The following is a 26,863-nucleotide window of genomic DNA, read 5'->3' on the forward strand; positions in this document are numbered from 1 at the left end:
GAGCAACTGTTTGATAACTCAGGTTCAGCAGCCTTCCGTAGGCCGGATAAGGCGTTAGCCGCCATCCGGCACATCGACGGGAACGTCGTTGGATACAACTTGCCCGGCGGCGCTGCGCTTGCGCGGGCCTACAGAGTTGAGCAACTGTTTGATAACTCAGGTTCAGCAGCCTTCCGTAGGCCGGATAAGGCGTAGCCGCCATCCGGGTGACTTGTGCGGCAAAAGCGGCGGGAATTAGCCTTCGTTTTCCGCCAGTTCGCGCAGGTACTGGAAGATCAGGCGCGCGGATTTCGGCGGTTTGTTGCCTTCTTTCTCTTTCTTCGCATTGCGGATCAGGGAACGCAGCTGCTGACGGTCAGCATCTGGCCACAGGTTCAGCACTTCAGCTACGGCGTCATCCCCGTCGTCAATCAGTCGGTCACGGATCTGCTCCAGCTTGTGGAACAGCGCAACTTGCTGGTTGTGGCGGTTTTTCAGCTTATCCAGCGCCTGACGAATCGGATCGACATCGCGATTGCGCAGCATCTTACCGATAAGCTGCAGTTGGCGGCGGCGACCCTCTTTTTTGATTCGCTGGGCGAGTTCGATGGCGTCGCGCAGGTCAGTATCCAGCGGAATTTTATCCAGCGCGTTTTTCCCCAGGTCAACGAGTTCCGCGCCAAGACGCTTCAGTTCTTCCGCGTCGCGCTTAATTTCACTCTTACTGACCCAGATAATTTCATCGTCTTCATCCTCGATATCATCACCGGGAACGTCGTCGAGCCAGTCTTCGGGCTGCTTTGTCATCTCAGGCTCCTTAAAAAAAGAGGCTAATGTTACCAGTTAAGGCGCGCACTGAAAAACGGTTCTCTGTTAGACTTCAGTTAACTCCTTCTTACATTATGGCATTAGCAATGAAAGTGATCTCTCAAGTTGCCCAGCAACGTAAGACGCTGGAAGAGGCCGTGACCACGGCGCTGGAACTGGCGGCAGGTAAATCCGATGGCGCGGAAGTCTCCGTCAGCAAGACGACGGGCATCGGCGTCAGCACCCGCTATGGCGAAGTGGAGAATGTAGAATTCAATAGCGATGGGGCGTTAGGCATCACGGTTTACCATCAGAACCGCAAGGGCAGCGCCTCTTCCACCGATCTCAGCCCGGACGCCATCGCCCGCACCGTGCAGGCGGCGCTGGATATCGCCCGCTACACCTCCCCGGATCCTTTCGCCGGCGTGGCGGATAAAGAGCTGCTGGCCTTTGACGCCCCGGATCTGGACCTGTTCCACCCGGCGGAGGTCTCCCCGGATGAGGCCATCGAACTGGCCGCCCGCGCAGAGCAAGCGGCGCTGAAGGCCGATAAACGCATCACCAACACCGAAGGCGGCAGCTTTAACAGCCACTACGGCATCAAAGTGTTCGGCAACAGCCATGGCATGCTGCAGAGCTACTGTTCGACTCGCCACTCCCTTTCCAGCTGCGTGATCGCGGAAGATGACGGCGACATGGAACGCGACTACGCCTATACCATTGGCCGGGCGATCGAGGATCTGCAGTCCCCGGAATGGGTCGGGGAAGAGTGCGCCCGCCGCACCCTGTCGCGCCTCGCGCCGCGTAAGCTGTCGACCATGAAGGCGCCGGTGATTTTCGCCAATGAAGTGGCGACCGGGCTGTTTGGCCACCTGGTCGGAGCGATTGCCGGTGGTTCGGTATACCGCAAATCCACCTTCCTGCTCGATTCGCTGGGCAAACAAATTTTGCCGGAGTGGCTGACCATTGAAGAGCATCCGCACCTGCGTAAAGGACTGGCCTCCACGCCGTTCGACAGCGAAGGCGTGCGCACCGAGCGTCGCGATATCGTCAAAGACGGCGTGCTGACCCAGTGGCTGCTGACCAACTACTCCGCCCGCAAGCTGGGGATGAAAAGCACCGGCCACGCCGGCGGCATCCATAACTGGCGCATCAACGGCCGCGGCCTGAGTTTTGCAAAGATGCTTAAAGAGATGGGCACCGGTCTTGTGGTTACCGAACTGATGGGGCAGGGTGTCAGTGGCGTCACTGGCGACTACTCACGCGGCGCATCCGGCTTCTGGGTAGAAAATGGCGAAATTCAATATCCTGTCAGTGAGATCACCATTGCAGGAAATCTGAAAGAAATGTGGCGTAATATCGTGACCATCGGCGATGATATTGAAACGCGCAGCAACATTCAGTGCGGTTCTGTGCTGCTGCCGGAGATGAAAATCGCCGGGCAATAACACCTGTTTGCTTAAATAATAAAAAGGAAGTGAGCAATGCGTAAAAAACTGTTAGCGATGCTGGCTGTCTCTGCTTTTGCGCTCGGTTCAGCCTCGGCCTTTGCCGACCTGGGCGAAGACATGGACACTCTGGCAGAAAATCTGCAAGTGGTACAGAAAACCTCCGACGCCGGCGAGCTGAAAGCGGCGCTGAATAAGATGCGTACCGCCGCGGTTGATGCCCAGAAAGAGACGCCGCCGAAGCTGGAAGGTAAAGCGGCCGACAGCGCTGAGATGAAAGATTACCGTCACGGTCTGGATATTCTGATCGGCCAGATCGACGGCGCGCTGAAGCTGGCGAATGAAGGCAAGGTGAAAGAGGCGCAGGCCGCCGCGGAGGAGTTTAAAACCACCCGCAACACCTACCATAAGAAGTACCGCTAACTGCCGTTTTCGGGAGGCATCAGCCGATGTCTCCCGCCTGAAAGCCTACCGATATCACACTTTTCGATCTCTTTTTCCGGCCTTTCCGCAGCCGCGGGCTGCGCATTCACGCGCATTGTTGTGATACGTCTCACGCCATAATTGCTGTTTTTTCATTTTTCCAGTGAATGTGTGGGGTCGATCACGCCTGCCGTCTCCCTTTCCACTTCGAAGTGGAAAACAACTCGCTACAAACTCCCATCCCCCGGCGCTACTTTGATTCCCAGAGACATCAGCGGGGTATCAGAAGTGAATAACGGAGCGGTAATACACGACGTAGGGGAGCAGGCAGCGCAGACCGAACGCCTGGCTGACAAGGTGCTGCAGCAGGTTTTTGCCCTGTTAAGCCGTCACGGCATCGTCCCTAACGACGTTCAGGAGCAAATGCTGACCTCCCACGTGCGGGCGATGGCCCACCGGTCAATCAGCGGGGAACCGCTGCCGGAAGTGGATGCCAGCCTGTTCGAAGAGATTTCACCAGATTCAATGACGTTGGCCCGCGAAGTGGTCGCGCAGTTCGGCAACCTGCCTGATGAAGAGGCCTGGCTGCTCTCCGTCCATTTCGAAGTCGCAAAAGAAAACCTGTAAGGAGCAAAACATGGAACAAATCACCGTAGTTATTGGCGACCGTCTGGGTAAAGGCCAAAAAGTCGCCGCAGGCGCAGAGAAAGCCGGCGCACGTGCAGTGGTCGTCCCTGGCGTTGCTGCCGACATGAAGCTTGGCGACATGATGAAAGCGGAAAACGCCACCTTCGGCATCTCCTTCTGCGGCAGCGGCGGCGCCGGCGCCATCACCGCCCAGACCAAACACGGCTACAAAGCGAAATACGGCATGCGTTCCGTGGAAGAGGGCGTCACCGCCATCAACGAAGGCTGCAACGTGCTGGGCTTCGGCTTTATGGATAAAGAAGAGCTGGGCGAGCGGCTGGTAGAGGCCTGGAAAAAGAAATACGGCGCATAAGTATGAAAGAGCAATTCACCACCACGGTGAGGGTTGCCGGCAAAGGCGAAAGCAAATCACGGGCCTTCGCCGATGCCCTGAACCATGTGCAGGCTGCGGTGATGAAAACGTCATCGCACATTCTGCTGCGTATTGAGCCACAGGACGTGACGGTTGTTCATGCGCGCGAAGCGGTACGAAAAGAGGCCTTCCTGTTTTTCTTTTTGCGCCGTGAACGACGGACCTACAGCGTGGAGCTGGACGTCACCGTCAACGTGACCGCCATCGATCTCGATAAAGTGGATTTCGTCACGCAAACCTGATTGTTAGCAAAGGGTCTGACTATGTTCCTGATAATATTAATAAAATCGCTTATCATCGGCGGCCTGGTCGGCGTCGGCGTGGGCGCCGGAGCGGCACGCATGTTTCATGCCCCTACCACCCAGGGGATGGGGGCGTTTCGAACCCTGGGCGAGCTGAACTCCTGTGAGGGCGATCCGGCTTCCCACTTCTCCTTTGGCCTCGGTTTCTTCTTTAACGCCTGGGCCTCTTCCGTTGCAGCAGGCTCCTTCACCCAGGATGTTGACCACCGCATTATCCCCAACTGGGGCGCGGCGGCGCTGATGCTGAAAAATCGTAACGTCGGCGAAACGCTGCACGATCCGAAAAAAATGGCTATCTCCTGCGGCATCATCGGCATGATCGTCGTCGCCTTCCTTAACCTCACCGCCTCGTCCGTACCGGAAGCGCTGCAGGTGACCGCGGTTAAGGTACTGGTCCCGGCGGCAAACCTGCTGGTGAACACCGTGATGCCGGTGATCTTCTGGCTGGCGGCGATCGACGCCGGTAAAAAATCAGGCTTCTGGGCGACCATCTTCGGCGGCGCGGCGCAGCTGATTATGGGCAACGCCGTACCGGGGCTGGTGCTGGGCATCCTGATCGGCAAAGGCGTTGAAGAGAGCGGCTGGAACCGGGTCACCAAAGTGATGATGGTGGCCATTGTCGCCCTGTTCGTCCTCAGCGGCTTCTTCCGCGGCTTCGACATGAAGATGATCGAATCCTTCCATCTGACCGTGCCGAACTGGCTGGACATGATCCACAACTCACTCAGCGGCAAGTAACGGGAGCCTGATAATGGAACAGAATAAAGGTTTTTGGTATGCCGACTGGTCGTTCCCGATCTTCGTTGGCCTGCTCTCCTCCGGCGTCTTCGCCGGGACCCACATGTACTACCTGTACGGCATCGGCGCCTTTAACGAAGTCGCCTTCGTGGCGATGCTGAAGTCGGGGATTGATACCGGCGTTTACGGCGCGGTGGCGGCGTTTGGCGCCAGCTTCCTGTTCGCCCGCATCATCGAAGGGTCGCTGGTGGGGATCCTCGATATCGGCGGCGCTATTCAGACCGGGATCGGTCTTGGCGTCCCGGCGCTGCTGCTCGGCGCGGGCTTTGTCTTCCCGGTGGCGAACTTCGCCGCCTCGCTGGCAACCGGCCTGATCCTCGGCCTGGCGGTGGGCTACATCATCATTCTGGCGCGTAAGTTCACCATCAACCAGAGCGACTCTACCTACGGCGCCGACGTGATGATGGGGGCCGGGAATGCCTCCGGCCGCTTCCTCGGCCCCTTGATCATCCTCAGCGCAATGACCGCCTCGATTCCTATCGGGATCGGCTCGCTGGTTGGCGCCCTGCTGTTCTACATCTGGCAGAAACCGATCACCGGCGGCGCTATCCTCGGCGCGATGATCCTCGGCTCCATTTTCCCGGTGGCGATTAGCTAATCGCCCGATGGCGCGGCGCTTATCGGGCCTACACGTCAGCGCGATTGGTAGGCCGGATAAGGCGGTACGCCGCCATCCGGCAACAGATACACTCTTTCATCAGGAGATAGCTATGTTAGATTTACTCCTGCGCCGCGCGCGCCTCGTCGACGATACCCTGACTGATATCGCCATTCAGGACGGGAAAATCGCGGCGCTGGGCGAGATTAGCGCGCCCTCCCGCAAAACCCTCGATCTGCAGGGCAACAGCTACGTCAGCGCCGGCTGGATTGACTCCCACGTTCACTGCTACCCGAATTCGCCAATTTATCACGATGAGCCGGACAGCGTCGGTATCGCCACCGGCGTCACCACCGTGATTGATGCCGGCAGCACCGGCGCCGACGATGTCGATGAGTTCTATCAACTGACCCGTAAAGCGGCGACGGAAGTCTATGCCCTGCTCAATATCTCCCGCGTCGGGCTGATTGCCCAGAATGAACTGGCCAATATGACCAATATTGACGCCGAGGCGGTGAAGCAGGCGGTGCAGCGTCATCCCGATTTTATCGTTGGTCTGAAGGCGCGGATGAGCAGCAGCGTGGTGGGGGAAAACGGCATTACGCCGCTGGCGCGCGCCAAGGCGATTCAGCAGGAAAACGGCGACCTGCCGCTGATGGTGCACATTGGCAACAATCCGCCGAACCTCGATGAAATCGCCGATCTGCTGAGCCGCGGCGACATCATTACCCACTGCTATAACGGCAAACCGAACCGCATTCTGAATCCTGCCGGCGAACTGCGCAGTTCGATTACTCGCGCCCTGCAGCGCGGCGTGCGCCTCGACGTCGGCCACGGTACCGCCAGCTTCAGCTTTGAAGTGGCGCGCCGGGCGATTGCGCTGGGCATTCTGCCGCACACCATCAGCTCGGATATTTACTGCCGTAACCGCATCGACGGCCCTGTGCGTTCGCTGGCGCTGGTGATGTCGAAATTTCTCGCCATCGGCATGACCCTGCCGCAGGTGATTGCCTGCGTGACCGTCAGCGCTGCCGAGGGGCTGCGCCTGTCGCATAAAGGGCGGCTGGAAGTGGGTTTCGACGCCGATCTCACGCTATTTCGCCTGGAGCGCCAGCCAACGCTGCTGGTGGATGCCGAAAAAGAGAGCCTCCAGGCAGACAACATTTTGGTGCCGCTGGCCGCGATCCGCGCGGGCAAAGGCTATCTGACCGAACAAGGGAGCGCGGAACATGCCTTCGATTTTTGAAAAATACCATTTAAAACAAGTTATTAACACTTCTGGCCGGATGACGGCGCTGGGCGTTTCCACGCCGCGTCCGGAAGTGGTGGAAGCCGCGATGGCCGGCATGAACCAGTACTTTGAAATGAAAGATCTGGTGAATAAAACCGGCGAGTACATCGCCAGGCTGCTGGACGTGGAAGGGGCGACCGTGGTCTCCTGCGCCTCGGCAGGGATTGCCCAGTCGGTGGCGGCGGTGCTGGTAAAGGACAGCGACTGGCTGCTGGAGAACCTGCACGTCACGCCGATAGAGCATAACGAAATCGTCCTGCCGAAGGGCCACAACGTCAACTTCGGCGCGCCGGTCGGCACCATGGTGGCGCTGGGCGGCGGCAGGCTGGTGGAAGCGGGCTACGCCAACGAATGCTCTGCTGAACAGCTGGCGGCAGCGATCACCCCGCGCACCGCGGCGATCCTCTACATCAAATCCCACCACTGCGTGCAGAAAAGCATGCTCAACGTGGCGCAGGCCGCGGAAGTGGCGCGTCAGCATCATTTACCGCTGATCGTCGACGCGGCGGCGGAGGAAGATCTGCAGGGCTACTACCGCATGGGCGCCGACCTGGTGATCTACAGCGGCGCGAAAGCGATTGAAGGGCCGACCAGCGGGCTGGTGATCGGCAAAACGCAGTACGTCGAGTGGGTTAAACGCCAGTCGATGGGGATTGGCCGGGCGATGAAAGTGGGTAAAGAGGGGATCCTCGGCCTGACCTGCGCCATTGAACACTACCTGACGGCAAGCAAAGAGAGCGGTGAAGAGATGGTGGCGAAGATGACGCCGTTTATCGAACAGCTCAATACCCTCAACGGCGTCACTGCCCGCGTGGTATGGGACAGCGCCGGCCGCGATATCGCCCGCGCCGAAATCAAATTCGACGAAGCGGTGACCGGCGTGAAGACCGGCGATCTGGTTAACGCGCTGAAGCAGGGCGAATACGCCATCTACTTCCGCGGCTATAAAGCGAATGAAGGCATTATCGAAGCCGATGTCCGCAGCGTTGACGCCCAGCAGCTGGCGGTAGTCGCCCGCCGTATCGCGGAAGTTCTGAACAAGGAGAAACAAGCATGAAACTGACCCCAAACTTTTACCGTGACCGCGTGTGCCTGAACGTCCTGGCGGGTAGCAAAGACAACGCCCGGGAAATCTACGACGCGGCGGAAGGTCATGTCCTGGTCGGCGTGCTCTCCAAAAACTACCCGGACGTCGCCAGCGCGGTGGCCGATATGCGCGACTACGCGAAGCTGATTGATAACGCCCTCTCCGTCGGGCTGGGCGCAGGGGATCCGAATCAGTCGGCGATGGTGAGCGAGATTTCGCGCCAGGTGCAGCCGCAGCACGTCAATCAGGTCTTCACCGGCGTGGCCACCAGCCGTGCGCTGCTCGGGCAGAACGAAACGGTGGTCAACGGCCTGGTCTCGCCCACCGGCACCCCGGGTGTGGTGAAGATCTCCACCGGCCCGCTGAGCAGCGGCGCGGCGGATGGGATTGTGCCGCTGGAAACCGCCATCGCGCTGTTAAAAGATATGGGCGGCAGCTCCATCAAATACTTCCCGATGGGCGGCCTGAAGCACCGCGACGAGTTCGAGGCGGTGGCCAAAGCCTGCGCCGCGCACGATTTCTGGCTGGAGCCGACCGGCGGTATCGATCTGGAAAACTACAGCGAGATCCTGAAGATCGCCCTCGATGCCGGGGTGAGCAAAATCATCCCGCATATCTACAGCTCGATTATCGATAAGGCCAGCGGCAACACCCGCCCGGCCGATGTTCGCCAGCTGCTGGAGATGACCAAACAGTTAGTGAAGTAGTGCCCTTGCCCCTCACCCTCAAAGGGTGAGGGGCAGCTTATCCCACTGAACCATCAAGGAGTTGCTATGCCTGTCGCTCGTCATCTGCTTGTCGCTTCACTGTCCCTGTTTGCCGCCGCCGCCGGCGCCGCGCAAACTCACTATGCCTGGGTAGGCACCTATAATCCCAATGGCGAAGGTCTGTACCGCTTTACCGTTGATAGCCAAACCGGCGCGCTACGTGACAGGACGCTGGTGAGCTCGTTGCCGAACGCCGCGCAGCTGACCGTCTCGCGCGATGGCAAAACGCTGTATGCCGCCAGCGAGGTGGAGAAAGGCGTGGTGCAGGCGTGGCGCATCGAGAAGAACGGCGAGCTGACCGCACTCAATCAGGTCGCCTCCGGCGGCGCCGGGCCGGTTTATCTCTCCCTGACGCCGAACGGTAAACAGCTGCTGGTGGCCAACTACGTCAGCGGCAGCATCGCCGTGCTACCGGTGAAAGAGGATGGTAGCCTGGGCGAGGCGGTGGACAGGCATCAGGATGAAGGCCCGGCAGGGGCCGAACGCCCGGCGGCGGCCGTCGAGGGCAGCTTCGCCATCAGCGATCACAATGGCCCGCACGCCCATATGATCGCCGCCGATCCCAGCGGGAAATTTGTTTACTCCACCGATCTGGGGCTGGATCGGATCTATCAGTATCGGCTGGATAGCGCCAGCGGCAAGCTGACGCCGAACGATCCGCCGTTTATCGCCGCCTCGTCGCCGGGAGCCGGCCCGCGCCACTTCGTCTTCACGCCAAAGGGCGACGGTCTGTGGCTGATTAACGAGGAAGCGTCGACGCTGACCTTCTATCATCTGGATCAGCAAAGCGGTCTGCTGCGCGAAGGCAAAACCGTCTCCGCGCTGCCGAAAGAGTATAAGGGCACCAGCTTTGCCGCCGGCCTGGCGCTGAGCAACGACGGCAAACAGCTGTACGTCGCCAATCGTCTGCATAACAGCATCGCCCACTTTACGGTGCAGGCCGACGGCCGCCTGCGCCACCAGGAGGATATCTGGACGCGCGGAGATTACCCCCGCACGCTGACCCTGGATAATCAGGGGCAGTGGCTGTACGTCATGAACCAGCGTAGCGATAATATTACCCGCTTCAGCGTGGCGCCGAAGGATGGCAAATTGACCTTTGTCTCAGACTACACGCCGGTCGGCAGTCCATCGCAGATGGTGATTTCCGCCCAACCCTGAGCCGTAACCACAAGGAACTGACATGCGATTTCCCAACCAACGCTTAGCGCAACTCTTCACCCTGCTGCGGAATGAAACGCTGCCGCAGGATGAGCTGGCGCAACGCCTGTCGGTTTCCACTCGTACCGTGCGCGCCGATATTACCGCCCTGAATGCGCTACTGGCGCAGTATGGCGCGCAGTTTATCCTTAACCGCGGCAGCGGTTATCAGCTGAAAATTGATAACCCGGCGAGCTTTCAGGCGCTGGAGGAGACGGCGCCGAAGGCGCAGCATGTCCCGCGTACCGCCCAGGATCGCATCACTTTCCTGCTGGTGCGTTTTCTGACGTCGGCGTTCTCGATCAAGCTGGAAGACCTGGCGGATGAGTGGTTCGTCAGCCGCGCCACGCTGCAAAACGATATGGTCGAGGTGCGCGAGCGCTTCCAGCGCTATCAGCTAACCCTTGAAACCCGCCCGCGCCACGGCATGAAGCTGTTCGGTAGCGAGGTATCGGTTCGCGCCTGCCTCACCGACCTGCTGTGGGAGCTAACCCAGCAGGGCGGTATCGCGCCGCCGATCGGCGCCGAGGCCTTTGCAGAGGAGGTGCCTGCGCTGCTGGAGCCGGTGCTGCAGGAGACGCTCACGCGCCACCATATTCGTCTCACCGACGTCGGCGAGCGCTTTATCTGCCTGTACGGGGCGGTGGTGGTGCGTCGCGTCAGCGAAGGCTACCCGCTGGCGGATTTTAGTGCTGAAGATGTGGCGCAGAACGTCCGCGATGCCGCGCGCGATCTGGCGGGAGAGCTACAGCGGTTGGCCGGAAAACCTTTATCGCCCGCGGAAGAAGAGTGGCTGTGCGTGCATATCGCCGCCCGTCAGGTACAGGACGTGGACCCGGAAACCATCAGCGCCGACGATGACGAAGCGCTGGTCAACTACATCCTGCGCTACATCAACAGCCAGTATAACTACAACCTGCTGGACGATGCCCAGCTGCACGCCGATCTGCTGACCCACATAAAGACCATGATCACCCGCGTGCGCTACCAGATCATGATCCCCAATCCGCTGCTGGATAACATCAAACAGCACTACCCGATGGCCTGGGATATGACCCTCGCCGCGGTCTCCAGCTGGGGCAAATATACTCCGTACACCATCAGCGAAAACGAAATCGGCTTTCTGGTGCTGCATATCGGCGTCGGGCTGGAGCGCCACTACAACATCGGCTACCAGCGTCAGCCGCAGGTGCTGCTGGTGTGCGATACCAGCAATGCGATGGTGCGGATGATCGAGGCGATCCTGCAGCGCAAATATCCGCAGCTGGAGATCGCCGCCACCATTTCCCAGCGCGAATACGAACAGCGGGACGCGATCGAGGCGGATTTTGTTATCTCCACGGTGCGGATCAGCGAAAAAGACAAGCCGGTAGTGACCATCGCGCCGTTCCCCACTGACTATCAACTGGATCAGATCGGCAAGCTGGTGCTGGTGGACCGTACCCGTCCATGGATGCTGAATAAGTACTTCGATGCCGCCCACTTCCGGGTAGTCGATACGCCGATGGATCAGCAAACGCTGTTCGCCGAGCTGTGCCAGCAGCTGCTGGAGGAAGGCTTTGTTGACGCCGAGTTTCATGCTTCGGTGGTGGAGCGTGAAGCGATTGTCAGCACCATGCTCGGCGATGGCATTGCGCTGCCGCACTCCCTGGGGCTACTGGCGAAAAAGACGGTGGTCTATACCGTCATTGCCCCGCAGGGCATCGCCTGGGGTGATGAAACCGCTCATATCATCTTCCTGCTCGCTATCAGCAAGCGCGAGTATGAAGAGGCGATGGCGATCTACGATATTTTCGTGACTTTCCTGCGCGAGCGCGCCATGAGCCGCCTCGCCGCGACCCGCAGCTTCGATGAGTTTAAAACGGTGGCGATGGAGTGCGTCAGCCGGTTTTGAGAGGCGTTTTCCAGATTCGAGTGTAATGCAAATGTAATGCTATAATGCATTACAAAATATCCCTTTCTGGAGGCATAATGGCCACGCTCAACGTTCGACTGGACGATAAACTCAAAAAAGAGGCTTATGCCGTGCTGGAGAAACTCGATATGACGCCAACGGAGGCGGTGCGCCTGCTGTTTCAATACATTGCGGAAAATGGCCGCATGCCAGTGAAAAGTATGACTATCAGCGATAGCGAAGCGGCATTATTACGCACCGTCCGCGAGCGGCTGGAAAACCCGCAGCCGGAGGTGAAGGTGAGTCTGGATGACCTATGAACTGGCGTTTGATCCGCGTGCCTGGCGCGAATGGCAGAAGCTTGGCGAGACGATCAAAAAACAGTTCAAAAATAAGCTCCAGCAGGTTGTGCAGAATCCGCGAATTGCATCGGCCAGTCTGAGTGATTTACCGGATTGCTACAAAATCAAGCTTAAGGCGTCAGGTTATCGGTTGGTGTATCAAGTACGGGATAGTTTGGTGGTGGTTTACGTTATTGCCATTGGCTAAAGAGAGAAAGCGGCCGTTTATCATCAGGCTAATAAACGGCTCTAAACGCTATCGCAAATGATGTACCACCTGGTTGCTGCTGCCGCGCCAGATCAGCGCCGGGTCTTTTAAATCCTGCACAAACTTACCGTCGACCAGCACGTTGATCAGGTTCACCACCTGCATCTGCGCCTCATTCAGCTCATCCAGTTTATAGCCGGTCCAGACCCAGATATCTTTGCCGGGGCATTCGGCACGCACGCGCTGAACCAGTTTGAGGATCTCCGCGACGTTCTGCGGATGCAGCGGATCGCCGCCGGAGAGTGAAATCCCCTGGCGTTTGATGCGTGTATCGTTGAGATCGGCAATGATGCGGTCGGCCATCTCGGCGGTAAACGGCATGCCGGAGTTCACCCGCCAGGTGCTTTTGTTGTAGCAGCCGGGGCACTCATGGACGCAGCCAGAGACAAACAGGGTGCAGCGGGTGCCGGGGCCGTTGACAATATCTACCGGGTAGTACTGATGGTAATTCATTGTTTCCTCTTCTCATTTGCCGATGTAGCGGCGTTGGCTGCGCTCGCTCGCCCGGGTCACTTACTCCAGTAAGCTCCCCGGGACTTACTCGTTTGCCGCCTTGCTACAACGCCAACTGATTTGAGGAAACCCACCTGGCTGTTTGGGATTCCCTCGTTTGCCGCCTTGCTCTGACGCTAATGGCTTTGCGAAAACGGAGGTGCTGTGCATTTGTAAAGGGAACGGCTCCCGGCGTCGCTGCGCTCGCCCGGGCTACGAAAAGCCGCATACGCGGTTGTAGCCCGGATAAGGCGCTTTGCGCCGCGATCCGGGAACGGCGCCTTAGTGGCCAAACGGCTACGGGGCCGGTTCCCTCTCCCCGTTGGGGAGAGGGGGAGGGGCTAAACCAGCTGGAATTAACCGATCTGCCCGTTGCCCAGGTGCTTCACGCGGCGCTTCACTTCTTCCTGCTTGCCGGCGTTGAACGGACGCGCGTCCGGACTGCCGAGGTAGCCGCACACCCGACGGGTAACGGAAACGCGGGAGGCGTCGTGGTTACCGCATTTCGGGCAGGTAAAGCCCTTGCTGGTGCACTCGAACTCGCCGGTGAAACCGCACTCGTAGCACTCATCGATCGGCGTGTTAGTGCCGTAGTACGGCACATGCTGATAGCTGTAATCCCATACGTCTTCCAGCGCCTTCAGGTTGTGCTGGATGTTTGGGTATTCGCCGTAGCAAATGAAGCCCCCGTTAGCCAGCGGCGGATACGGCGCTTCAAAATCGATCTTGTCGTACGGGTTGACCTTCTTCTCCACGTCGAGGTGGAAGCTGTTGGTGTAGTAACCTTTGTCGGTCACGCCCTCCACCACGCCAAACTCGGCGGTGTCGAGACGGCAGAAGCGGTCGCACAGGTTTTCGCTCGGCGTGCTGTACAGGCTAAAACCGTAGCCGGTCTCTTCTTTCCACAAATCGACGGCGTCGCGCAGGCGCTGGACGATGGCCACACCCTTCTCGCGCAGCGCCTCGCTGTCGTACATATGCTGGTTGCCGTACAGCGCATTGATAGTTTCATGGATACCGATATAGCCCAGCGAAATCGACGCCCGGCCGTTTTTAAAGATCTCGGAGACGTCGTCGTCGGCTTTCAGCCGCACGCCGCAGGCCCCTTCCATATAGAGGATCGGCGCCACGCGCGCTTTTACCCCTTCCAGGCGGGCAATGCGGGTCATCAGCGCTTTGCGCGCCAGCTGCAGGCGCTCGTCCAGCAGCGCCCAGAAGGCGGCTTCATCGCCTTTCGCTTCCAGGGCGATGCGCGGCAGGTTGAGGCTGATGACGCCGAGGTTATTGCGCCCATCGTGCACCTGCTCGCCGTTCTCGTTTTCCCACACCCCGAGGAAGCTGCGGCAGCCCATCGGCGTTTTGAACGACCCGGTAACCTTCACCACCTGGTCGTAGTTGAGGATATCCGGGTACATGCGCTTGCTGGCGCACTCCAGCGCCAGCTGTTTGATGTCGTAGTTCGGGTCGCCGAACTTATGGTTCAGGCCGTCACGGATCGCGAACACCAGTTTCGGGAACACCGCGGTCTTACGGTTTTTACCGAGGCCGGCAATGCGGTTGCGCAGAATCGACTGCTGGATCAGCCGCGATTCCCAGCTGGTGCCGAGACCGAACCCGAAGGTGACGAACGGCGTCTGGCCGTTGGCGGTATGCAGCGTGTTAACCTCATACTCCAGCGACTGGAAGGCGTCGTAGCACTCTTTTTCGGTACGGGCGCGGGCATAGCCTTCGGCATCCGGGATCTGCCACTCTTCGGCGATTTTACGATGCTTGTTAAAGCTTTCGCTGACGAACGGCGCCAGCACTTCATCGATACGGTTGATGGTGGTGCCGCCGTAAATATGGCTGGCGACCTGGGCGATGATCTGCGCGGTCACCGCCGTGGCGGTAGAGATAGATTTCGGCGGCTCGATCTCCGCGTTGCCCATCTTAAAGCCCTGGGTCAGCATGCCTTTCAGGTCGATCAGCATGCAGTTAAACATCGGGAAGAAGGGCGAGTAATCGAGGTCATGATAGTGGATCATGCCGCGTTCGTGGGCCATCACCACATCGTGAGGCAGCAGGTGCTGTCGGGCGTAGTGCTTGGCGACGATACCGGCCAGCAGGTCGCGCTGGGTCGGGATGACTTTACTGTCCTTGTTGGCGTTTTCGTTGAGCAGCGCGGAGTTGGTCTGCTCGACGAGGCCGCGGATCTCCTGATTGAGGCGGCCGCGCTTCTCACGCTGGCTATCGCGGTCATGGCGATACTCAATGTAGGCGCGCGCCAGCTGCTTATAGGGGCCGGACATCAGCTGGTTCTCCACCGCGGTCTGGATCTCGTTGATGTCGACCTGGGCGCGGCCCTGCATTTGTTGGCTAACGACTTCTGCGACGGTGGCGCAATAGTCTGCGTCATCGACTCCCGCTGCTTTAGCTGCACGCAGAATTGCTTCCTGAATGCGCTCTGACTTGAACGGCACTTTACAGCCATCACGTTTCATCACATGCGGTGTCATGATCACTCCATATATAGAACAGGTTATCCACAGAGGCGGAGGTTATCCCGAAGGCGCTGTACGCTACGGCTCGTGCTGTTTGCCTTCAGATCCGGCCCGTTTTATCCACATCTCATCACCGCCAAACATCGACAAGATATGGTGACATAATAGACGATTAATACAACATGTAGGGCCGGGACGCATTTTAAGTTCTATATGTAGTGATTTGCATCAAAGATGTTTGCGATTTTATTGACCCAGAACAAGGTAAAAAGGTGAGAGTACGGATGATGGGCGCTGGCGATAAATGTAAATTTATCTGGCTGGAAAATAAGCAAAAATGCCTAGCGTTCGCCACCGGCGCCAGGCATGACCTTCTCATTTCGGGAGGGCAGGGGACACCTTACGCCTGCAGCCACCATACCGCTTCGAACGGCCGCAGCGTCAGCCCGGTTGGGCGGGGCGTGGTCTCGGCATAGTTGCTGATGATCATCTTCCACTCGCCCGGGGCGTCCTCAGGCTGCCAGGCCTGCAGGTCGCGGCTCAGGTTGGCGGCGACCACCAGCGTTTGTCCCTGCCACTGACGGCGATAGCACCACAGCGACGGATGGTCAGGCAGGAGATCCTGATAATCGCCCCAGGTCAGCAGCGGCAGGGTTTTACGCAGCGTAATCAGCTGCTGATAGGCATAAAACACCGAATCAGGGTCCGCCAGCGCCGCCTCGACGTTGATCTCCCGGTAGTTATCGCCAAGGCCGATCCACGGTTCGCCATCGCTAAAGCCACCGTTCTCGCCACCATGCCACGGCATCGGCGTGCGGCTGTTGTCGCGCGACTTGCTGGCAAGGATCGCCAGCAGTTCGTCCGGACTTTGCCCCTGCGCCGCACGTTCGATAAACATATTGTGGCTCTCGACGTCGCGATAATCGCTGATGCTGTTGAAGTGCGGATTGGTCATGCCGATCTCTTCGCCCTGATAAATATAGGGCGTGCCCTGCATGCCGTGCAGCACCATCGCCAGCATCTTCGCCGCCGGCACCCGGTACTCGCCTTCGTCGCCAAAGCGCGAGACGATGCGCGGCTGATCGTGATTACACCAGAACAGCGCGTTCCACGCCCGGTTGTGCATCCCCTGCTGCCAGTGGCGGAACAGCGCCTTCAGCGCCACATAGTCCGGGCGGGCGAGGGTCCACTTCTCCCCACCGGGATAATCGACTTTTAAATGGTGGAAGTTAAAGGTCATCGACAGCTCGCGGCCGTCCAGCGCGGCGTACTGCTGGCAGTGTTCCAGCGAGGTGGAAGACATCTCGCCGACGGTCATCAGATGACGCGGCGTGAAGACATCGCGGCTCATCTCCTGCAGGAACTCATGCACCCGCGGGCCGTCGGTGTAGAAGCGGCGGCCATCCCCGTCCGCATCGCAGGGAAAGGCCTGATCCTTCGAGATCAGGTTGACCACGTCGAGGCGCAGGCCGTCGACGCCGCGGTCGGCCCAGAATTCGCAGACCTTTTTCAGCTCGGCGCGCACCGCCGGGTTCTCCCAGTTGAGATCCGCCTGCTCAATGGCGAACAGGTGCAGATAATACTGACCGCTGTCGGCATGCCACTGCCAGGCGTTGCCGCCAAACTTGGAGCGCCAGTTGTTCGGCAGGGCGTCCGGTTCGCCGTCGCGCCAGATATAGAACTGACGGTAGGGGCTCTCCTTATTCAGCGACTGACGGAACCACTCGTGTTCGGTCGAGGTATGGTTCAGCACCATATCCAGCACGATGCGGATCCCGCGGGCCTTCGCTTCCGCCACCAGGGCGTCAAAATCGGCCATCGTGCCGTAGGAGGGATCGATGGCGGTGTAGTTTGCCACGTCGTAGCCGTTATCCACCTGCGGTGAAACGTAGAACGGCGTCAGCCAGATGGCGTCGACCCCAAGCTTTTGCAGATAGTCGAGGCGGGAGGTGACGCCGCGCAGGTCGCCGGTGCCGCTGCCGGTGGTATCCTGAAAACTCTTCGGATAGATTTGATAAATAACGCCGTTTTGCCACCAGTGGGGGAGATGATTCATAGTACTTTCCTGCTGCAACGAGGGGCGCTAAAGGCGCCCCGAAAGAAGAAGTTAGACAATCTGCAAGGTGCCCTGACGGTACTTGCGCTGATACACCACGGTGGTGAGGATAATCGGCACCACCACCGCGATGGCCATCGCCATGGCGTACACCTGCCAGTAGCTCGGCTGGATGGAGAGGATCCCCGGCAGGCCGCCGACGCCGATGCCGTTCGCCAGCACGCCGTTCAGGCCGCACAGCAGGCCGGCGAGGCCGGAGCCGATCATTGCGCACAGCATCGGGAAGCGGTACTTCAAGTTGATACCGTACATTGCCGGCTCGGTGACCCCGAGATAGGCGGAGATCGCCGCCGGTACCGAGATTTCACGTTCATTCTGCTTGCGGCTGGCGATGATGATACCAACCACCGCCGACGCCTGGGCAATGTTGGACAGCGCAATCAGCGGCCACACCGGGGTTCCGCCCATGCTCTGGATCATCTGCATATCGATGGCGAGGGTGGTCTGATGGACACCGGTAATCACCAGCGGCGCGTAGAGGAAGCCAAACAGCGCGGCGCCGATCGGCGCGAAGCTGCCGGTTAACAGATGGCGCACTGCGAAGGCCACGCCGTCGCCGATCAGGCGGCCGAACGGACCGATAATGGCGTGCGCGAGGAATACCGCGAGGATCAGCGAGCAGACCGGCACAATGACCAGATAGAGGTAGTCAGGCACAATGCGCTTGAGGCGCGTCTCGATAAAGCCTAAGGTCAGGCCCGCCAGCAGGGCCGGGATGACCTGCGCCTGGTAGCCGACTTTAGCAATGGTAAACAGGCCGAAGTTCCACACCTCCGGCACCTGCTGGCCGAGGAGATAGGCGTTCATCAGCTGCGGGGACACCAGGGTCACGCCCAGGACGATCCCAAGGATCGGCGTACCGCCCATCTTCTTCACCGCCGACCAGCAGATCCCCACCGGCAGATAGAAGAAGATCGCCTCGCCAATCAGCCACAGGAAGTCATAGATGGTTTTCAGCGACGGGTGCATCTGGGCCAGCGTCTGGCCGTTGCTCATGGGTAAGTCGCCGATGACGTTGCGGAAACCGAGGATCAGACCGCCGCTGATCAGCGCCGGCAGCAGCGGGAAGAAGATCTCGGCGAAGTGCGAGATCAGCTGTTCATGCCACTTCATATTTTGCCGCGCGGCCTGTTTGACCTGCTCTTTATCGGCGGAAGTCTGACCGGTGGTCGCCAGCAGGGCCTTGTAGTAATCACCCACCTCGGTGCCGATGACCACCTGGAACTGGCCGGCGTTAGTGAAGCATCCCTTCACCATGCGCAGCTGCTCAATCTCTTTTGGTCTGGCGATGGCCGGGTCGTTCAGCACAAAGCGCAAACGGGTAATACAGTGGCTGACGGTGGCGATATTGCCGCGCCCGCCCACCAGTTCGATCAGTTTATCGATGTCCTGCTGGTTTACTTTGCTCATGATGAAGCCTCAAAAACAGAGGGGAGAGATGCCGTTTTTACCTTGAGGGCATCCTAACCGTTCCGCTTGATTTGCAAAATGGGAACGTTCCCGAAACCCGGCGACGATCACATAAATCGCCCGAACGAGATTAATTGAGGGCGGCGGGAATCACGATCTGGCGGGGATCGACGCTGCCGGCGATCTGCTCGATCAGCTGCCGGGCGGCCCGGCGTCCGGACTCGGCATAGCCAGGATCGACGGTCAATATTTCCGGGTGGAGAAACTTCATCAGCGGCGTGCTGCCGACGCTGGCGAGCTGCAGCGCATCGCGGCCCTGCTGCTGGAGATATTTGCTGGCGCCGAGGGCGAGGGTATCGGTGGCGCACACCAGGGCGCTGGTCTCGGCCGTCAGCACGCTGGCGACGGTGTCATACCCCTGCTTCATGCCCAGCCCTGGCAGGGCGGCGGTGGGCGTCAGGCGATGCTTTTTACAGAAGGCGAGGTAGGCGAGATGGCGGCGTTCGCCGGTGGTGACGTCGCTGTGCGGTACGCCAAGGAAGCTGATGTGGCGATGCCCGCGCTCGTAGAGCCGCTGCATCAGCAGCGTGATGGCCCCCTCGTCGTCATAGCACACCGAGGCGAAGCCGGGGGCGTCGCGGGCCATCAGCACCAGGGTGTCGCGCCAGGGAGCGAGCATCGCCTCGTCGATGCCGGTAAAACCGAACAGCACCACGCCGTCAATATTACGCCGGGCGAGCATGCCGAGATGCTCCTCCACCAGCTCAGGGGAGAACTGACTCTCCATCATAATCGGGTCGTAACCCTGCTCATAAAAGGCGGGCAGCATGGTCTGCACGGCGAGGTTTTCCGACAGCGAATCGAGACGGGTGACGATAATCGCCACCACTTTATCGCTCTGGCCGCGCATGGCGCGGGCGGAGCGGGAGGGCGAGAAACCGTGCTGCTGCATCACCGCTTCGACGCGCTCGCGGGTCCGTTCGCTGACCCCGCTCTCGTTGTTGAGGACGCGGGATACCGTTGATTTCCCTACGCCGCTTAAGCGCGCGATATCTTTGATGGTCAGCCGGTTCTGCATGCGGAATTCTCGTCAGGGTGGGTAGAAGTGAGCCTAATGCTACTCAACCAAACCGCAATGAGCAAAGTCTGGTTTACGTTCGGTTTAGTTGCGCGGGTTTATCATCGCCATTATTGCCACACAATCCTCAACGAGGGCGCTATAATCCGCGCCGTTTAAATTCACTTACCGGAGATAGTTATGGACCCCGATCCCACTCCTCATCCTCGATGGAGCAACCTTTCTTTCCGGTAAGCCTGTTTAACACTGCTTTACCGGAAAGCGTAAAGCAGTGACGTCCTTGATGTCCCTGCCATAAAAATAACATGCCTGACAGGTAGGTTTTGCTACGCCCGTCGGCAACGCTGCGTTCGCTTGCGCGAGCGCGGAGGGACTGTTTATGCTGAAAAATTATACCCGGCAGCTGTTCGCACAGCTTAGCCGCCATCTGCCACGCCGTTTAGTCCAGCGCGATCCGCTGCCGGACGCCCGCCATCTGGCGAGCGGCCCCATTCCTGAGTCGCTGGGCAAACAGTGCCTGGACGTGGCGGCGATGGACGACCAGGAGATCTGGCGCGCCTTTGACAGCCACCCTGAAGGGCTCAATGAAGGCGAAGTGGCGGCGAAAATCCTTAAACACGGCGACAACCAGATCCCGGCGCAGAAGCCCTCGCCGTGGTGGGTGCATCTGTGGACCTGCTACCGCAACCCGTTCAATCTGCTGCTGACGGTGCTCGGCATCGTCTCCTATTCCACCGAAGATCTGTTCGCCGCCGGGGTGATCGCCCTAATGGTGGGGATCTCGACGCTGCTCAACTTCATCCAGGAGGCGCGCTCGACCAAAGCGGCGGATGCGCTGAAGGCGATGGTGAGCAATACCGCCACCGTGCTGCGGGTGGTCAACGAGCAGGGGGAGAGCCGCTGGCTGGAGCTGCCTATCGACCAGCTGGTGCCGGGCGACATCATCCGGCTGTCGGCGGGGGACATGATCCCGGCGGACCTGCGTATCCTGCAGGCGCGGGATCTGTTCGTCGCCCAGGCCTCGCTGACCGGCGAATCGCTACCGGTGGAGAAAGTGGCCCGCAGCCGCGATCCGCTGCAGCAGAACCCGCTGGAGTGCGACACCCTGTGCTTTATGGGCACCAACGTGGTGAGCGGCTCGGCGCAGGCCATCGTCTTCGCCACCGGCGGCCACACCTGGTTTGGTCAACTGGCCGGCCGCGTCAGCGAGCAGGAGAGCGAGCCGAACGCCTTCCAGAAAGGCATCAGCCGGGTGAGTATGCTGCTGATCCGCTTTATGCTGGTGATGGCCCCGGTGGTGCTGCTGATCAATGGCTACACCAAAGGCGACTGGTGGGAGGCGGCGCTGTTTGCGCTGTCGGTGGCGGTCGGCCTGACGCCGGAGATGCTGCCGATGATCGTCACCTCGACGCTGGCGCGCGGGGCGGTAAAGCTGTCGAAGCAAAAGGTCATCGTGAAGCACCTCGACGCCATTCAGAACTTTGGCGCGATGGACATCCTCTGCACCGATAAAACCGGCACCCTGACTCAGGATAAGATTGTGCTGGAGAACCATACCGACGTCTCCGGCAAGGTCAGCGAGCGCGTACTGCATGCCGCCTGGCTGAACAGCCACTACCAGACCGGGTTGAAAAATCTGCTCGACACCGCGGTGCTGGAGGGCGTTGAGCTGGAGGCCGCCCGCGGGCTGGCGGCGCGCTGGCAGAAAGTGGATGAGATCCCCTTCGATTTCGAACGCCGCCGCATGTCGGTAGTGGTGAAAGAGGAGGACGCCGCGCATCAGCTGATCTGCAAAGGGGCGCTGCAGGAGATCCTCAACGTCTCAACCCAGGTGCGCTACAACGGCGATATCGTGCCGCTGGACGACACCATGCTGCGCCGCATCCGCCGGGTCACTGACACCCTCAACCGGCAAGGGCTGCGGGTGGTGGCGGTGGCGACCAAGTACCTGCCGGCCCGCGAAGGCGACTACCAGCGCGCCGATGAGTCGGACCTGATCCTTGAAGGCTACATCGCCTTCCTCGATCCGCCGAAAGAGACCACCGCCCCGGCGCTGAAAGCGTTAAAAGCCAGCGGCATCACGGTGAAGATCCTCACCGGCGACAGCGAGCTGGTGGCGGCGAAGGTGTGCCATGAAGTGGGGCTGGATGCCGGCGAAGTGGTGATTGGCAGCCAGATTGAAGCCATGAGCGACGACGAGCTGGCGGCGCTGGCGAAACGCACCACGCTCTTCGCCCGCCTGGCGCCGCTGCATAAGGAGCGCATCGTGACGCTGCTCAAACGCGAAGGCCACGTGGTGGGCTTTATGGGGGACGGCATCAACGACGCCCCGGCGCTGCGCGCGGCAGACATCGGCATCTCGGTCGACGGCGCGGTGGATATCGCCCGCGAGGCGGCGGATATTATTCTGCTGGAGAAAAGCCTGATGGTGCTGGAGGAGGGGGTGATCGAAGGCCGCCGCACTTTCGCCAACATGCTTAAGTACATCAAAATGACCGCCAGCTCCAACTTCGGCAATGTCTTCAGCGTGCTGGTGGCCAGCGCCTTCCTGCCGTTTCTGCCGATGCTGCCGCTGCACCTGTTGATTCAGAACCTGCTTTACGATGTCTCCCAGGTGGCGATCCCGTTCGATAATGTCGACGATGAACAGATCCGCAAGCCGCAGCGCTGGAACCCGGCCGACCTCGGACGCTTTATGGTCTTCTTCGGCCCGATCAGCTCGATTTTCGATATCCTCACCTTCGGCCTGATGTGGTGGGTGTTCCACGCCAATACCGTGGAGATGCAGACCCTGTTCCAGTCCGGCTGGTTTATTGAAGGGCTGCTGTCGCAAACGCTGATCGTGCACATGATCCGCACCCGGCGCATTCCGTTCGTCCAGAGCCGCGCCGCCTGGCCGCTGTTCGCCATGACCCTGGTGGTGATGGCGGTGGGGATCGCGCTGCCGTTCTCGCCGCTGGCGGGCTATCTGCAGCTGCAGGCCCTGCCGCTGAGCTACTTCCCATGGCTGGTGGCGATCCTGGCGGGCTATATGGTGCTGACCCAAACGGTCAAAGGCTTCTACAGCCGCCGCTACGGCTGGCAGTGAGGGGAAGGTTTGCGGATGACCCCCGTAAAAAAGGCAGCCTGCGGGCTGCCTTTTTTCATGCCGGGGTTCGCGATCAGCGGCGTACGGCGATGGCTTCGATCTCGATCTTCACGTCTTTCGGCAGACGCGCCACTTCAACGCAGGAGCGCGCCGGGAAGGTGGCGTTGTGCTCAGTGAAGAACGCTTCGTATGTGGCGTTAACGGTAGCGAAATCGTTGAGATCTTTGACGAAAACGGTGGTCTTGACGATATCGCCGACGGTGAGGCCTGCGGCTTCAACGATGGCTTTCACGTTGTTCAGCGACTGGCGCGCCTGCGCGGACACGTCTTCCGGAACGCTGCCGGTTTTCGGGTCGACCGGGATCTGGCCAGAGGTGATGATCATGCTGCCCAGGTCAACGCCCTGAACGTAGGGGCCAATCGCTGCTGGTGCATTTTCCGTCGCAATAGTTTTGCTCATGTTATCTCCAGATGAACTGAGTAATGTTACGCAAAATCATTCAGGTGGCCGCCAGGCGGTAAGCGCTGTGCCGCCGGGCGCAGACGCCGCCTGAAGGACGAAGCGTAGGGTGGTAGCCATTATAGGGAGGCCTACCACCAATACCAACCGCATTTAGTTGGCCAGTACCACATAATGAGAAAACTCTTTTTCGCAGTATTTACATTTGAGTGCGATGTCATCAGCGCGTTTTTTCACTGCAAAACTGGAAGAAACCGGTTCGGCGTGGCTGATACAGTTGCTGTTCGGGCACACCAGCACGCTGTCGATGCGATCCGGCAGGCTCGGGCGGGATTTGCCCACCACTTCGTAATCATCAATGCGGTTTACCGTCGCCTGCGGGGCGTACAGCGACAGCTGGTTAACCTGCTCGTCGGTCAGGAAGGTGTTCTCGATTTTAATCAAATCTTTGCGGCCCATCTCGCCGGAGGGCAGGTTCAGGCCGATGGTGATGCGCTGGTCGGTTTCGGTCAGTTTGAACAGGGTGAGCAGCTTAAAGCCGACCTGCGCCGGAATGTGGTCGATCACGGTGCCGCGTTTGATCGCTTCTACCTGCAGTTTATTGTCGTGTGTCATCTCTCATTTCCCCTTACAGTGCCAGCTCGCTATTCAGTACCAGTGCCAGTAACGCCTGGCGGGCGAAGATGCCGTTACCGGCCTGCTGGAAGTACCAGGCGTGCGGCGTTTTATCGACATCGGTGGTGATTTCGTCAATGCGCGGCAGCGGGTGCAGCACCTTCATATTGGCGCGCGCCCCTTCGAGGTCGGCGGCGCGCAGGACGAACTGCGCTTTGACGTTGGCGTATTCCGACGGATCCAGACGCTCTTTCTGCACGCGGGTCATGTAGAGAATATCCACTTCCGCCATCACGTCGTCGATGGCGCTATGCAGGCTCCAGGCGATACCTTTTTCATCCAGCATATCGAGGATGTACTGCGGCATGGCCAGCGCGTCCGGGGCGATAAAGTAGAAGCGGTTGCCGCTGAATTTGGCCAGCGCCTGGGTCAGGGAGTGGACGGTACGGCCATACTTCAGATCGCCGACCATCGCCACGTTGAGGTTTTCGAGGCGGCCCTGGGTCTCCTGAATGGTGAACAGGTCGAGCAGGGTCTGGGTCGGGTGCTGGTTGGCGCCGTCGCCGGCGTTCAGTACCGGCACGCCGCCGGAGAATTCGGTCGCCAGACGGGCGGCGCCCTCCTGCGGATGACGCATCACGATGGCGTCCACGTAGGTGCTGATGACGGAGATGGTATCCGCCAGCGTTTCCCCTTTTTTGCCCAGCGAGGTGTTGGCGCTGTCGGAGAAGCCGACCACGCTGGCCCCCAGGCGGTGCATCGAGGTTTCAAAAGAGAGGCGGGTGCGGGTCGAGGCTTCAAAGAAACAGCTGGCGATAACCTTATGCTTCAGCAGCTCGGGTTGTGGATTAGCTTTCAGCTTTGCCGCCGTCGCCAGCACCAGTTCGAGGTCTTCGCGGCTGAGATCGTTTATGGAAATGATATGTTTTTGATATAGCGGGTTAGCCATGCTTATCTCCTGACGCCTGGGCAAAAAAAAAGCCCCTTAAATAAGGGGCTTCGGGAATCCAATGAGCAACGGAAAGAAAAACGGCAGGCCAGCGTCTGCATTGAGACGCGCTAAGACAGAATGTCGTACGCAATTGGCCATGCTTCCTCCCGGCAAAACGACTGGCATTATACGCAGACCGTTATGACGATCAAGCGATTCATTCACAAACAGGTAATCGTTTGCCTGCAGAAAAGTGCGCCAGCGCAAAGAACCGTGAAACTGCACTGGTATGGCAGCGACGATGGGGGTATAAAACGCAAAAATGAAATGTTGTTTTATATTTGAGGTAAGCGATGATTATTGGCAATATCCACCATCTGCAGCCATGGCTGCCTGCCGCGCTGCGCGAGGCTATCGAACACGTTATCGCCCATGTCAGCGAGGCGACGCCGCTGGGTAAACATGATATCGACGGCAACAACCTGTTTTATCTGATTTCCGAAGACACCACCGAGCCGCAGGCCGTGCGCCGCGCGGAATACCATGCCCGCTATCTCGATATCCAGATTGTGCTCCGCGGCAGCGAGGGGATGACCTTCAGCACCCTGCCGGCTGGAGAGCCGCAGACCGACTGGCTGGCGGAGAAAGACATCGCTTTCCTGGCGGAGGGGGCGCAGGAGCAAACGGTGATCCTTAACGAAGGGGACTTTGTGGTGTTTTATCCCGGCGAAGTGCATAAACCGCTGTGCGCCGTGGGCGCCCCGGCGAAGGTGCGCAAAGCGGTGGTGAAGATGCTGATGGCGTGACAAAGCGTCCTGACGAGCGGTATCCCGGATACGCGCCGAGCGATCCGGGATTTGACGGCGAGCGAAGGACTATTTGCTCAGCGTCGCCACCATCACCGCTTTGATGGTGTGCATCCGGTTTTCCGCCTGGTCGAAGACCACGCTTGCCGCCGACTCAAACACCTCGTCAGTCACCTCCATGCCGCCGTGCAGGCCGTAATCGGCAGCCATCTGTTTGCCCAGCGTGGTCTGGTCGTCGTGGAACGCCGGCAGGCAGTGGAGGAATTTGACCTGCGGGTTGCCGGTCAGCGCCAGCATCGCACTGTTAACCTGATAGTCGCGCAGCAGGGCGATACGTTCGGCCCATTTTTCCTTCGCCTCGCCCATTGAGACCCAGACGTCGGTATAGATAAAATCGGCGCCTTGCACCCCCGCGGCGATATCTTCCGTCAGGGTGATGTTACCGCCCTGCTGTTTCGCCAGCGCGGTACAGGTTTCCACCAGCGCGGCCTCCGGCCAGCAGGCCGAGGGCGCCACCAGGCGCAGATCCAGACCGGTCAGCGCCGCGGCTTCCAGCATCGAATTACCCATGTTGTTGCGCGCGTCGCCGGCGTAGACCAGCGTCATCTGGTTAAAGGCTTTGCCCGGCAGGTGCTCTTTTATGGTCAGCAGGTCCGCCAGCAGCTGGGTAGGGTGGAACTCGTTGGTGAGGCCGTTCCACACTGGCACGCCGGCGTATTGCGCCAGGGTCTCCACCACTTCCTGGCCGTGGCCGCGGTACTGAATGCCGTCGTACATCCGTCCGAGCACGCGGGCAGTGTCCTTGATCGACTCTTTATGGCCAATCTGGCTGCCGCTGGGCCCCAGGTAGGTCACGCGGGCGCCCTGATCGTATGCGGCAACTTCGAAAGAGCATCGTGTACGGGTTGAGTCTTTTTCGAAGATGAGCGCGATGTTTTTCCCTGCCAGTTTCTGGACTTCGATACCGTTTTTCTTATCGGCTTTCAGCTTTGCCGCCAGCTCGAGCAGGTCGGTGATTTCTGCAGGCGTAAAATCGAGTAACTTTAAAAAATGCTTCTGGTAAAACGCAGACATGGTTCCCTCACCTGGCATAGGCCACTAATTGAATTAAAATTCAATTTATA

The 26,863-nt window shown here is 59.4% G+C and carries 29 protein-coding genes; 17 read left to right on the forward strand and 12 right to left on the reverse strand.

Annotated features, from left to right (window positions below):
• Window positions 1-195 (forward strand): hypothetical protein (locus ABLV52_RS23035; protein WP_348890972.1); only part of this gene is annotated, 195 nt, incomplete at its 5' end.
• A gap of 39 nt (window positions 196-234) precedes the next feature.
• On the opposite strand, the gene yjgA is transcribed toward ABLV52_RS23035, so the two are convergent.
• The gene (gene yjgA / locus ABLV52_RS23040; protein ID WP_004206498.1) at window positions 235-786 is read right to left on the reverse strand and encodes a ribosome biogenesis factor YjgA; all 552 of its coding nucleotides are present in this window, start codon (window positions 784-786) and stop codon (window positions 235-237) included.
• Window positions 787-881: 95 nt separating this feature from the next.
• On the opposite strand from yjgA, the gene pmbA reads away from it, so the two are divergent.
• The 14 genes from pmbA (at window position 882) to ABLV52_RS23110 (ending at window position 12,203) form a co-directional block, all read left to right on the forward strand.
• Window positions 882-2,234, forward strand: coding sequence for a metalloprotease PmbA (gene pmbA / locus ABLV52_RS23045; RefSeq protein WP_032429082.1), 1,353 nt, complete (start codon window positions 882-884; stop codon window positions 2,232-2,234).
• Window positions 2,235-2,270: 36 nt separating this feature from the next.
• Complete coding sequence (gene cybC, locus ABLV52_RS23050; RefSeq protein ID WP_002886893.1) at window positions 2,271-2,657, forward strand: cytochrome b562; 387 nt, start codon at window positions 2,271-2,273, stop codon at window positions 2,655-2,657.
• A gap of 288 nt (window positions 2,658-2,945) precedes the next feature.
• Window positions 2,946-3,284, forward strand: coding sequence for a glycine dehydrogenase (locus ABLV52_RS23055; RefSeq protein WP_348890973.1), 339 nt, complete (start codon window positions 2,946-2,948; stop codon window positions 3,282-3,284).
• Between the two features lie 10 nt (window positions 3,285-3,294).
• On the forward strand, window positions 3,295-3,657 hold the full coding sequence (locus ABLV52_RS23060) for an SFCGS family glycine-rich protein (protein WP_032454653.1): 363 nt from the start codon (window positions 3,295-3,297) through the stop codon (window positions 3,655-3,657).
• A gap of 2 nt (window positions 3,658-3,659) precedes the next feature.
• On the forward strand, window positions 3,660-3,959 hold the full coding sequence (locus ABLV52_RS23065) for a DUF4312 family protein (protein WP_004206503.1): 300 nt from the start codon (window positions 3,660-3,662) through the stop codon (window positions 3,957-3,959).
• Window positions 3,960-3,980: 21 nt separating this feature from the next.
• Entirely contained in the window at window positions 3,981-4,757 is a 777-nt protein-coding gene (locus tag ABLV52_RS23070) for a DUF4311 domain-containing protein (protein WP_002886897.1), read from the forward strand.
• A gap of 13 nt (window positions 4,758-4,770) precedes the next feature.
• Window positions 4,771-5,415, forward strand: coding sequence for a DUF4310 family protein (locus tag ABLV52_RS23075; protein ID WP_004206504.1), 645 nt, complete (start codon window positions 4,771-4,773; stop codon window positions 5,413-5,415).
• A 112-nt stretch (window positions 5,416-5,527) separates the two neighbouring features.
• The gene (locus tag ABLV52_RS23080) at window positions 5,528-6,661 is read left to right on the forward strand and encodes an amidohydrolase/deacetylase family metallohydrolase (RefSeq protein WP_348890974.1); all 1,134 of its coding nucleotides are present in this window, start codon (window positions 5,528-5,530) and stop codon (window positions 6,659-6,661) included.
• Window positions 6,645-7,763 (forward strand): DgaE family pyridoxal phosphate-dependent ammonia lyase, encoded by a 1,119-nt coding sequence (locus ABLV52_RS23085; protein ID WP_186978141.1) that lies wholly within the window; start codon window positions 6,645-6,647, stop codon window positions 7,761-7,763. Before ABLV52_RS23080 ends, ABLV52_RS23085 begins: the two co-directional genes overlap by 17 nt.
• Window positions 7,760-8,500 (forward strand): KDGP aldolase family protein, encoded by a 741-nt coding sequence (locus ABLV52_RS23090; RefSeq protein WP_348890975.1) that lies wholly within the window; start codon window positions 7,760-7,762, stop codon window positions 8,498-8,500. Before ABLV52_RS23085 ends, ABLV52_RS23090 begins: the two co-directional genes overlap by 4 nt.
• A gap of 66 nt (window positions 8,501-8,566) precedes the next feature.
• Window positions 8,567-9,721, forward strand: coding sequence for a lactonase family protein (locus tag ABLV52_RS23095; protein WP_065805920.1), 1,155 nt, complete (start codon window positions 8,567-8,569; stop codon window positions 9,719-9,721).
• A gap of 22 nt (window positions 9,722-9,743) precedes the next feature.
• Window positions 9,744-11,654, forward strand: a complete 1,911-nt coding sequence (locus ABLV52_RS23100; RefSeq protein WP_032454658.1) for a PRD domain-containing protein — start codon at window positions 9,744-9,746, stop codon at window positions 11,652-11,654.
• 77 nt (window positions 11,655-11,731) lie between these two features.
• Window positions 11,732-11,974, forward strand: a complete 243-nt coding sequence (locus ABLV52_RS23105) for a type II toxin-antitoxin system RelB/DinJ family antitoxin (RefSeq protein WP_023291757.1) — start codon at window positions 11,732-11,734, stop codon at window positions 11,972-11,974.
• Window positions 11,964-12,203, forward strand: coding sequence for a type II toxin-antitoxin system RelE/ParE family toxin (locus ABLV52_RS23110; protein ID WP_065805919.1), 240 nt, complete (start codon window positions 11,964-11,966; stop codon window positions 12,201-12,203). The genes ABLV52_RS23105 and ABLV52_RS23110 overlap by 11 nt, the downstream gene beginning before the upstream one ends.
• Before the next feature lie 48 nt (window positions 12,204-12,251).
• On the opposite strand, the gene nrdG is transcribed toward ABLV52_RS23110, so the two are convergent.
• From nrdG to treR, 5 genes are all read right to left on the reverse strand, one after another.
• Window positions 12,252-12,716 carry an anaerobic ribonucleoside-triphosphate reductase-activating protein gene (gene nrdG / locus ABLV52_RS23115; RefSeq protein ID WP_012969085.1) on the reverse strand — a complete coding sequence of 155 codons (465 nt, stop codon included), beginning with the start codon at window positions 12,714-12,716 and terminating at the stop codon, window positions 12,252-12,254.
• Window positions 12,717-13,111: 395 nt separating this feature from the next.
• On the reverse strand, window positions 13,112-15,250 hold the full coding sequence (nrdD, locus tag ABLV52_RS23120) for an anaerobic ribonucleoside-triphosphate reductase (protein WP_004206513.1): 2,139 nt from the start codon (window positions 15,248-15,250) through the stop codon (window positions 13,112-13,114).
• Between the two features lie 385 nt (window positions 15,251-15,635).
• On the reverse strand, window positions 15,636-17,291 hold the full coding sequence (gene treC / locus ABLV52_RS23125) for an alpha,alpha-phosphotrehalase (RefSeq protein WP_044525203.1): 1,656 nt from the start codon (window positions 17,289-17,291) through the stop codon (window positions 15,636-15,638).
• Window positions 17,292-17,342: 51 nt separating this feature from the next.
• Window positions 17,343-18,761, reverse strand: a complete 1,419-nt coding sequence (gene treB, locus ABLV52_RS23130; RefSeq protein ID WP_023291762.1) for a PTS trehalose transporter subunit IIBC — start codon at window positions 18,759-18,761, stop codon at window positions 17,343-17,345.
• Between the two features lie 130 nt (window positions 18,762-18,891).
• Window positions 18,892-19,839, reverse strand: coding sequence for a trehalose operon repressor TreR (treR, locus tag ABLV52_RS23135; RefSeq protein ID WP_177335411.1), 948 nt, complete (start codon window positions 19,837-19,839; stop codon window positions 18,892-18,894).
• A gap of 379 nt (window positions 19,840-20,218) precedes the next feature.
• Between treR and mgtA the strand changes: the two genes are divergently transcribed.
• Window positions 20,219-22,927, forward strand: coding sequence for a magnesium-translocating P-type ATPase (gene mgtA, locus ABLV52_RS23140; RefSeq protein WP_023291764.1), 2,709 nt, complete (start codon window positions 20,219-20,221; stop codon window positions 22,925-22,927).
• Window positions 22,928-23,000: 73 nt separating this feature from the next.
• Here the strand turns inward: mgtA and ridA are convergent, their stop codons facing one another.
• The 5 genes from ridA to ABLV52_RS23165 all read right to left on the reverse strand — a co-directional run bounded on the left by ridA (window position 23,001) and on the right by ABLV52_RS23165 (window position 25,092).
• Window positions 23,001-23,387 carry a 2-iminobutanoate/2-iminopropanoate deaminase gene (ridA, locus tag ABLV52_RS23145; RefSeq protein WP_002886926.1) on the reverse strand — a complete coding sequence of 129 codons (387 nt, stop codon included), beginning with the start codon at window positions 23,385-23,387 and terminating at the stop codon, window positions 23,001-23,003.
• A 153-nt stretch (window positions 23,388-23,540) separates the two neighbouring features.
• Window positions 23,541-24,002 (reverse strand): aspartate carbamoyltransferase regulatory subunit, encoded by a 462-nt coding sequence (gene pyrI, locus ABLV52_RS23150; protein ID WP_002886927.1) that lies wholly within the window; start codon window positions 24,000-24,002, stop codon window positions 23,541-23,543.
• A 13-nt stretch (window positions 24,003-24,015) separates the two neighbouring features.
• Entirely contained in the window at window positions 24,016-24,951 is a 936-nt protein-coding gene (gene pyrB / locus ABLV52_RS23155) for an aspartate carbamoyltransferase (protein ID WP_004206522.1), read from the reverse strand.
• A 2-nt stretch (window positions 24,952-24,953) separates the two neighbouring features.
• Window positions 24,954-25,013 (reverse strand): pyrBI operon leader peptide, encoded by a 60-nt coding sequence (locus ABLV52_RS23160; protein ID WP_227650304.1) that lies wholly within the window; start codon window positions 25,011-25,013, stop codon window positions 24,954-24,956.
• The gene (locus tag ABLV52_RS23165) at window positions 24,988-25,092 is read right to left on the reverse strand and encodes a pyrBI operon leader peptide (protein ID WP_002886930.1); all 105 of its coding nucleotides are present in this window, start codon (window positions 25,090-25,092) and stop codon (window positions 24,988-24,990) included. Before ABLV52_RS23165 ends, ABLV52_RS23160 begins: the two co-directional genes overlap by 26 nt.
• Window positions 25,093-25,286: 194 nt before the next feature.
• Here ABLV52_RS23165 and ABLV52_RS23170 point away from each other — a divergent pair, with 194 nt between their 5' ends.
• Window positions 25,287-25,739: a YhcH/YjgK/YiaL family protein gene (locus ABLV52_RS23170; protein ID WP_065805914.1), complete on the forward strand. Its 453-nt coding sequence runs from the start codon at window positions 25,287-25,289 to the stop codon at window positions 25,737-25,739.
• 69 nt (window positions 25,740-25,808) lie between these two features.
• Here ABLV52_RS23170 and argF read toward each other — a convergent pair whose 3' ends face one another.
• On the reverse strand, window positions 25,809-26,813 hold the full coding sequence (gene argF / locus ABLV52_RS23175) for an ornithine carbamoyltransferase (protein ID WP_348890976.1): 1,005 nt from the start codon (window positions 26,811-26,813) through the stop codon (window positions 25,809-25,811).
• Window positions 26,814-26,863 lie beyond the last annotated feature (50 nt).

The organism is Klebsiella sp. GB_Kp056 (assembly GCF_040064755.1).
Taxonomy (GTDB): Bacteria; Pseudomonadota; Gammaproteobacteria; order Enterobacterales; family Enterobacteriaceae; genus Klebsiella; species Klebsiella quasipneumoniae.

What these genes read in the sequence shown, in the direction of transcription:
- mgtA (WP_023291764.1), top strand. Translation starts at nt 20,219, where the DNA reads ATGCTGAAAAATTATACCCGGCAGCTGTTCGCACAGCTTAGCCGCCAT.
- pyrI (WP_002886927.1), bottom strand. Translation starts at nt 24,002, where the DNA reads ATGACACACGACAATAAACTGCAGGTAGAAGCGATCAAACGCGGCACC.
- ABLV52_RS23070 (WP_002886897.1), top strand. Translation starts at nt 3,981, where the DNA reads ATGTTCCTGATAATATTAATAAAATCGCTTATCATCGGCGGCCTGGTC.
- treB (WP_023291762.1), bottom strand. Translation starts at nt 18,761, where the DNA reads ATGAGCAAAGTAAACCAGCAGGACATCGATAAACTGATCGAACTGGTG.
- ABLV52_RS23060 (WP_032454653.1), top strand. Translation starts at nt 3,295, where the DNA reads ATGGAACAAATCACCGTAGTTATTGGCGACCGTCTGGGTAAAGGCCAA.
- ridA (WP_002886926.1), bottom strand. Translation starts at nt 23,387, where the DNA reads ATGAGCAAAACTATTGCGACGGAAAATGCACCAGCAGCGATTGGCCCC.
- yjgA (WP_004206498.1), bottom strand. Translation starts at nt 786, where the DNA reads ATGACAAAGCAGCCCGAAGACTGGCTCGACGACGTTCCCGGTGATGAT.
- cybC (WP_002886893.1), top strand. Translation starts at nt 2,271, where the DNA reads ATGCGTAAAAAACTGTTAGCGATGCTGGCTGTCTCTGCTTTTGCGCTC.
- pmbA (WP_032429082.1), top strand. Translation starts at nt 882, where the DNA reads ATGGCATTAGCAATGAAAGTGATCTCTCAAGTTGCCCAGCAACGTAAG.
- ABLV52_RS23085 (WP_186978141.1), top strand. Translation starts at nt 6,645, where the DNA reads ATGCCTTCGATTTTTGAAAAATACCATTTAAAACAAGTTATTAACACT.
- pyrB (WP_004206522.1), bottom strand. Translation starts at nt 24,951, where the DNA reads ATGGCTAACCCGCTATATCAAAAACATATCATTTCCATAAACGATCTC.
- ABLV52_RS23065 (WP_004206503.1), top strand. Translation starts at nt 3,660, where the DNA reads ATGAAAGAGCAATTCACCACCACGGTGAGGGTTGCCGGCAAAGGCGAA.
- ABLV52_RS23095 (WP_065805920.1), top strand. Translation starts at nt 8,567, where the DNA reads ATGCCTGTCGCTCGTCATCTGCTTGTCGCTTCACTGTCCCTGTTTGCC.
- treC (WP_044525203.1), bottom strand. Translation starts at nt 17,291, where the DNA reads ATGAATCATCTCCCCCACTGGTGGCAAAACGGCGTTATTTATCAAATC.
- ABLV52_RS23170 (WP_065805914.1), top strand. Translation starts at nt 25,287, where the DNA reads ATGATTATTGGCAATATCCACCATCTGCAGCCATGGCTGCCTGCCGCG.
- ABLV52_RS23100 (WP_032454658.1), top strand. Translation starts at nt 9,744, where the DNA reads ATGCGATTTCCCAACCAACGCTTAGCGCAACTCTTCACCCTGCTGCGG.
- treR (WP_177335411.1), bottom strand. Translation starts at nt 19,839, where the DNA reads ATGCAGAACCGGCTGACCATCAAAGATATCGCGCGCTTAAGCGGCGTA.
- argF (WP_348890976.1), bottom strand. Translation starts at nt 26,813, where the DNA reads ATGTCTGCGTTTTACCAGAAGCATTTTTTAAAGTTACTCGATTTTACG.
- ABLV52_RS23075 (WP_004206504.1), top strand. Translation starts at nt 4,771, where the DNA reads ATGGAACAGAATAAAGGTTTTTGGTATGCCGACTGGTCGTTCCCGATC.
- ABLV52_RS23105 (WP_023291757.1), top strand. Translation starts at nt 11,732, where the DNA reads ATGGCCACGCTCAACGTTCGACTGGACGATAAACTCAAAAAAGAGGCT.
- nrdG (WP_012969085.1), bottom strand. Translation starts at nt 12,716, where the DNA reads ATGAATTACCATCAGTACTACCCGGTAGATATTGTCAACGGCCCCGGC.
- ABLV52_RS23165 (WP_002886930.1), bottom strand. Translation starts at nt 25,092, where the DNA reads ATGGCCAATTGCGTACGACATTCTGTCTTAGCGCGTCTCAATGCAGAC.
- ABLV52_RS23110 (WP_065805919.1), top strand. Translation starts at nt 11,964, where the DNA reads ATGACCTATGAACTGGCGTTTGATCCGCGTGCCTGGCGCGAATGGCAG.
- nrdD (WP_004206513.1), bottom strand. Translation starts at nt 15,250, where the DNA reads ATGACACCGCATGTGATGAAACGTGATGGCTGTAAAGTGCCGTTCAAG.
- ABLV52_RS23080 (WP_348890974.1), top strand. Translation starts at nt 5,528, where the DNA reads ATGTTAGATTTACTCCTGCGCCGCGCGCGCCTCGTCGACGATACCCTG.
- ABLV52_RS23090 (WP_348890975.1), top strand. Translation starts at nt 7,760, where the DNA reads ATGAAACTGACCCCAAACTTTTACCGTGACCGCGTGTGCCTGAACGTC.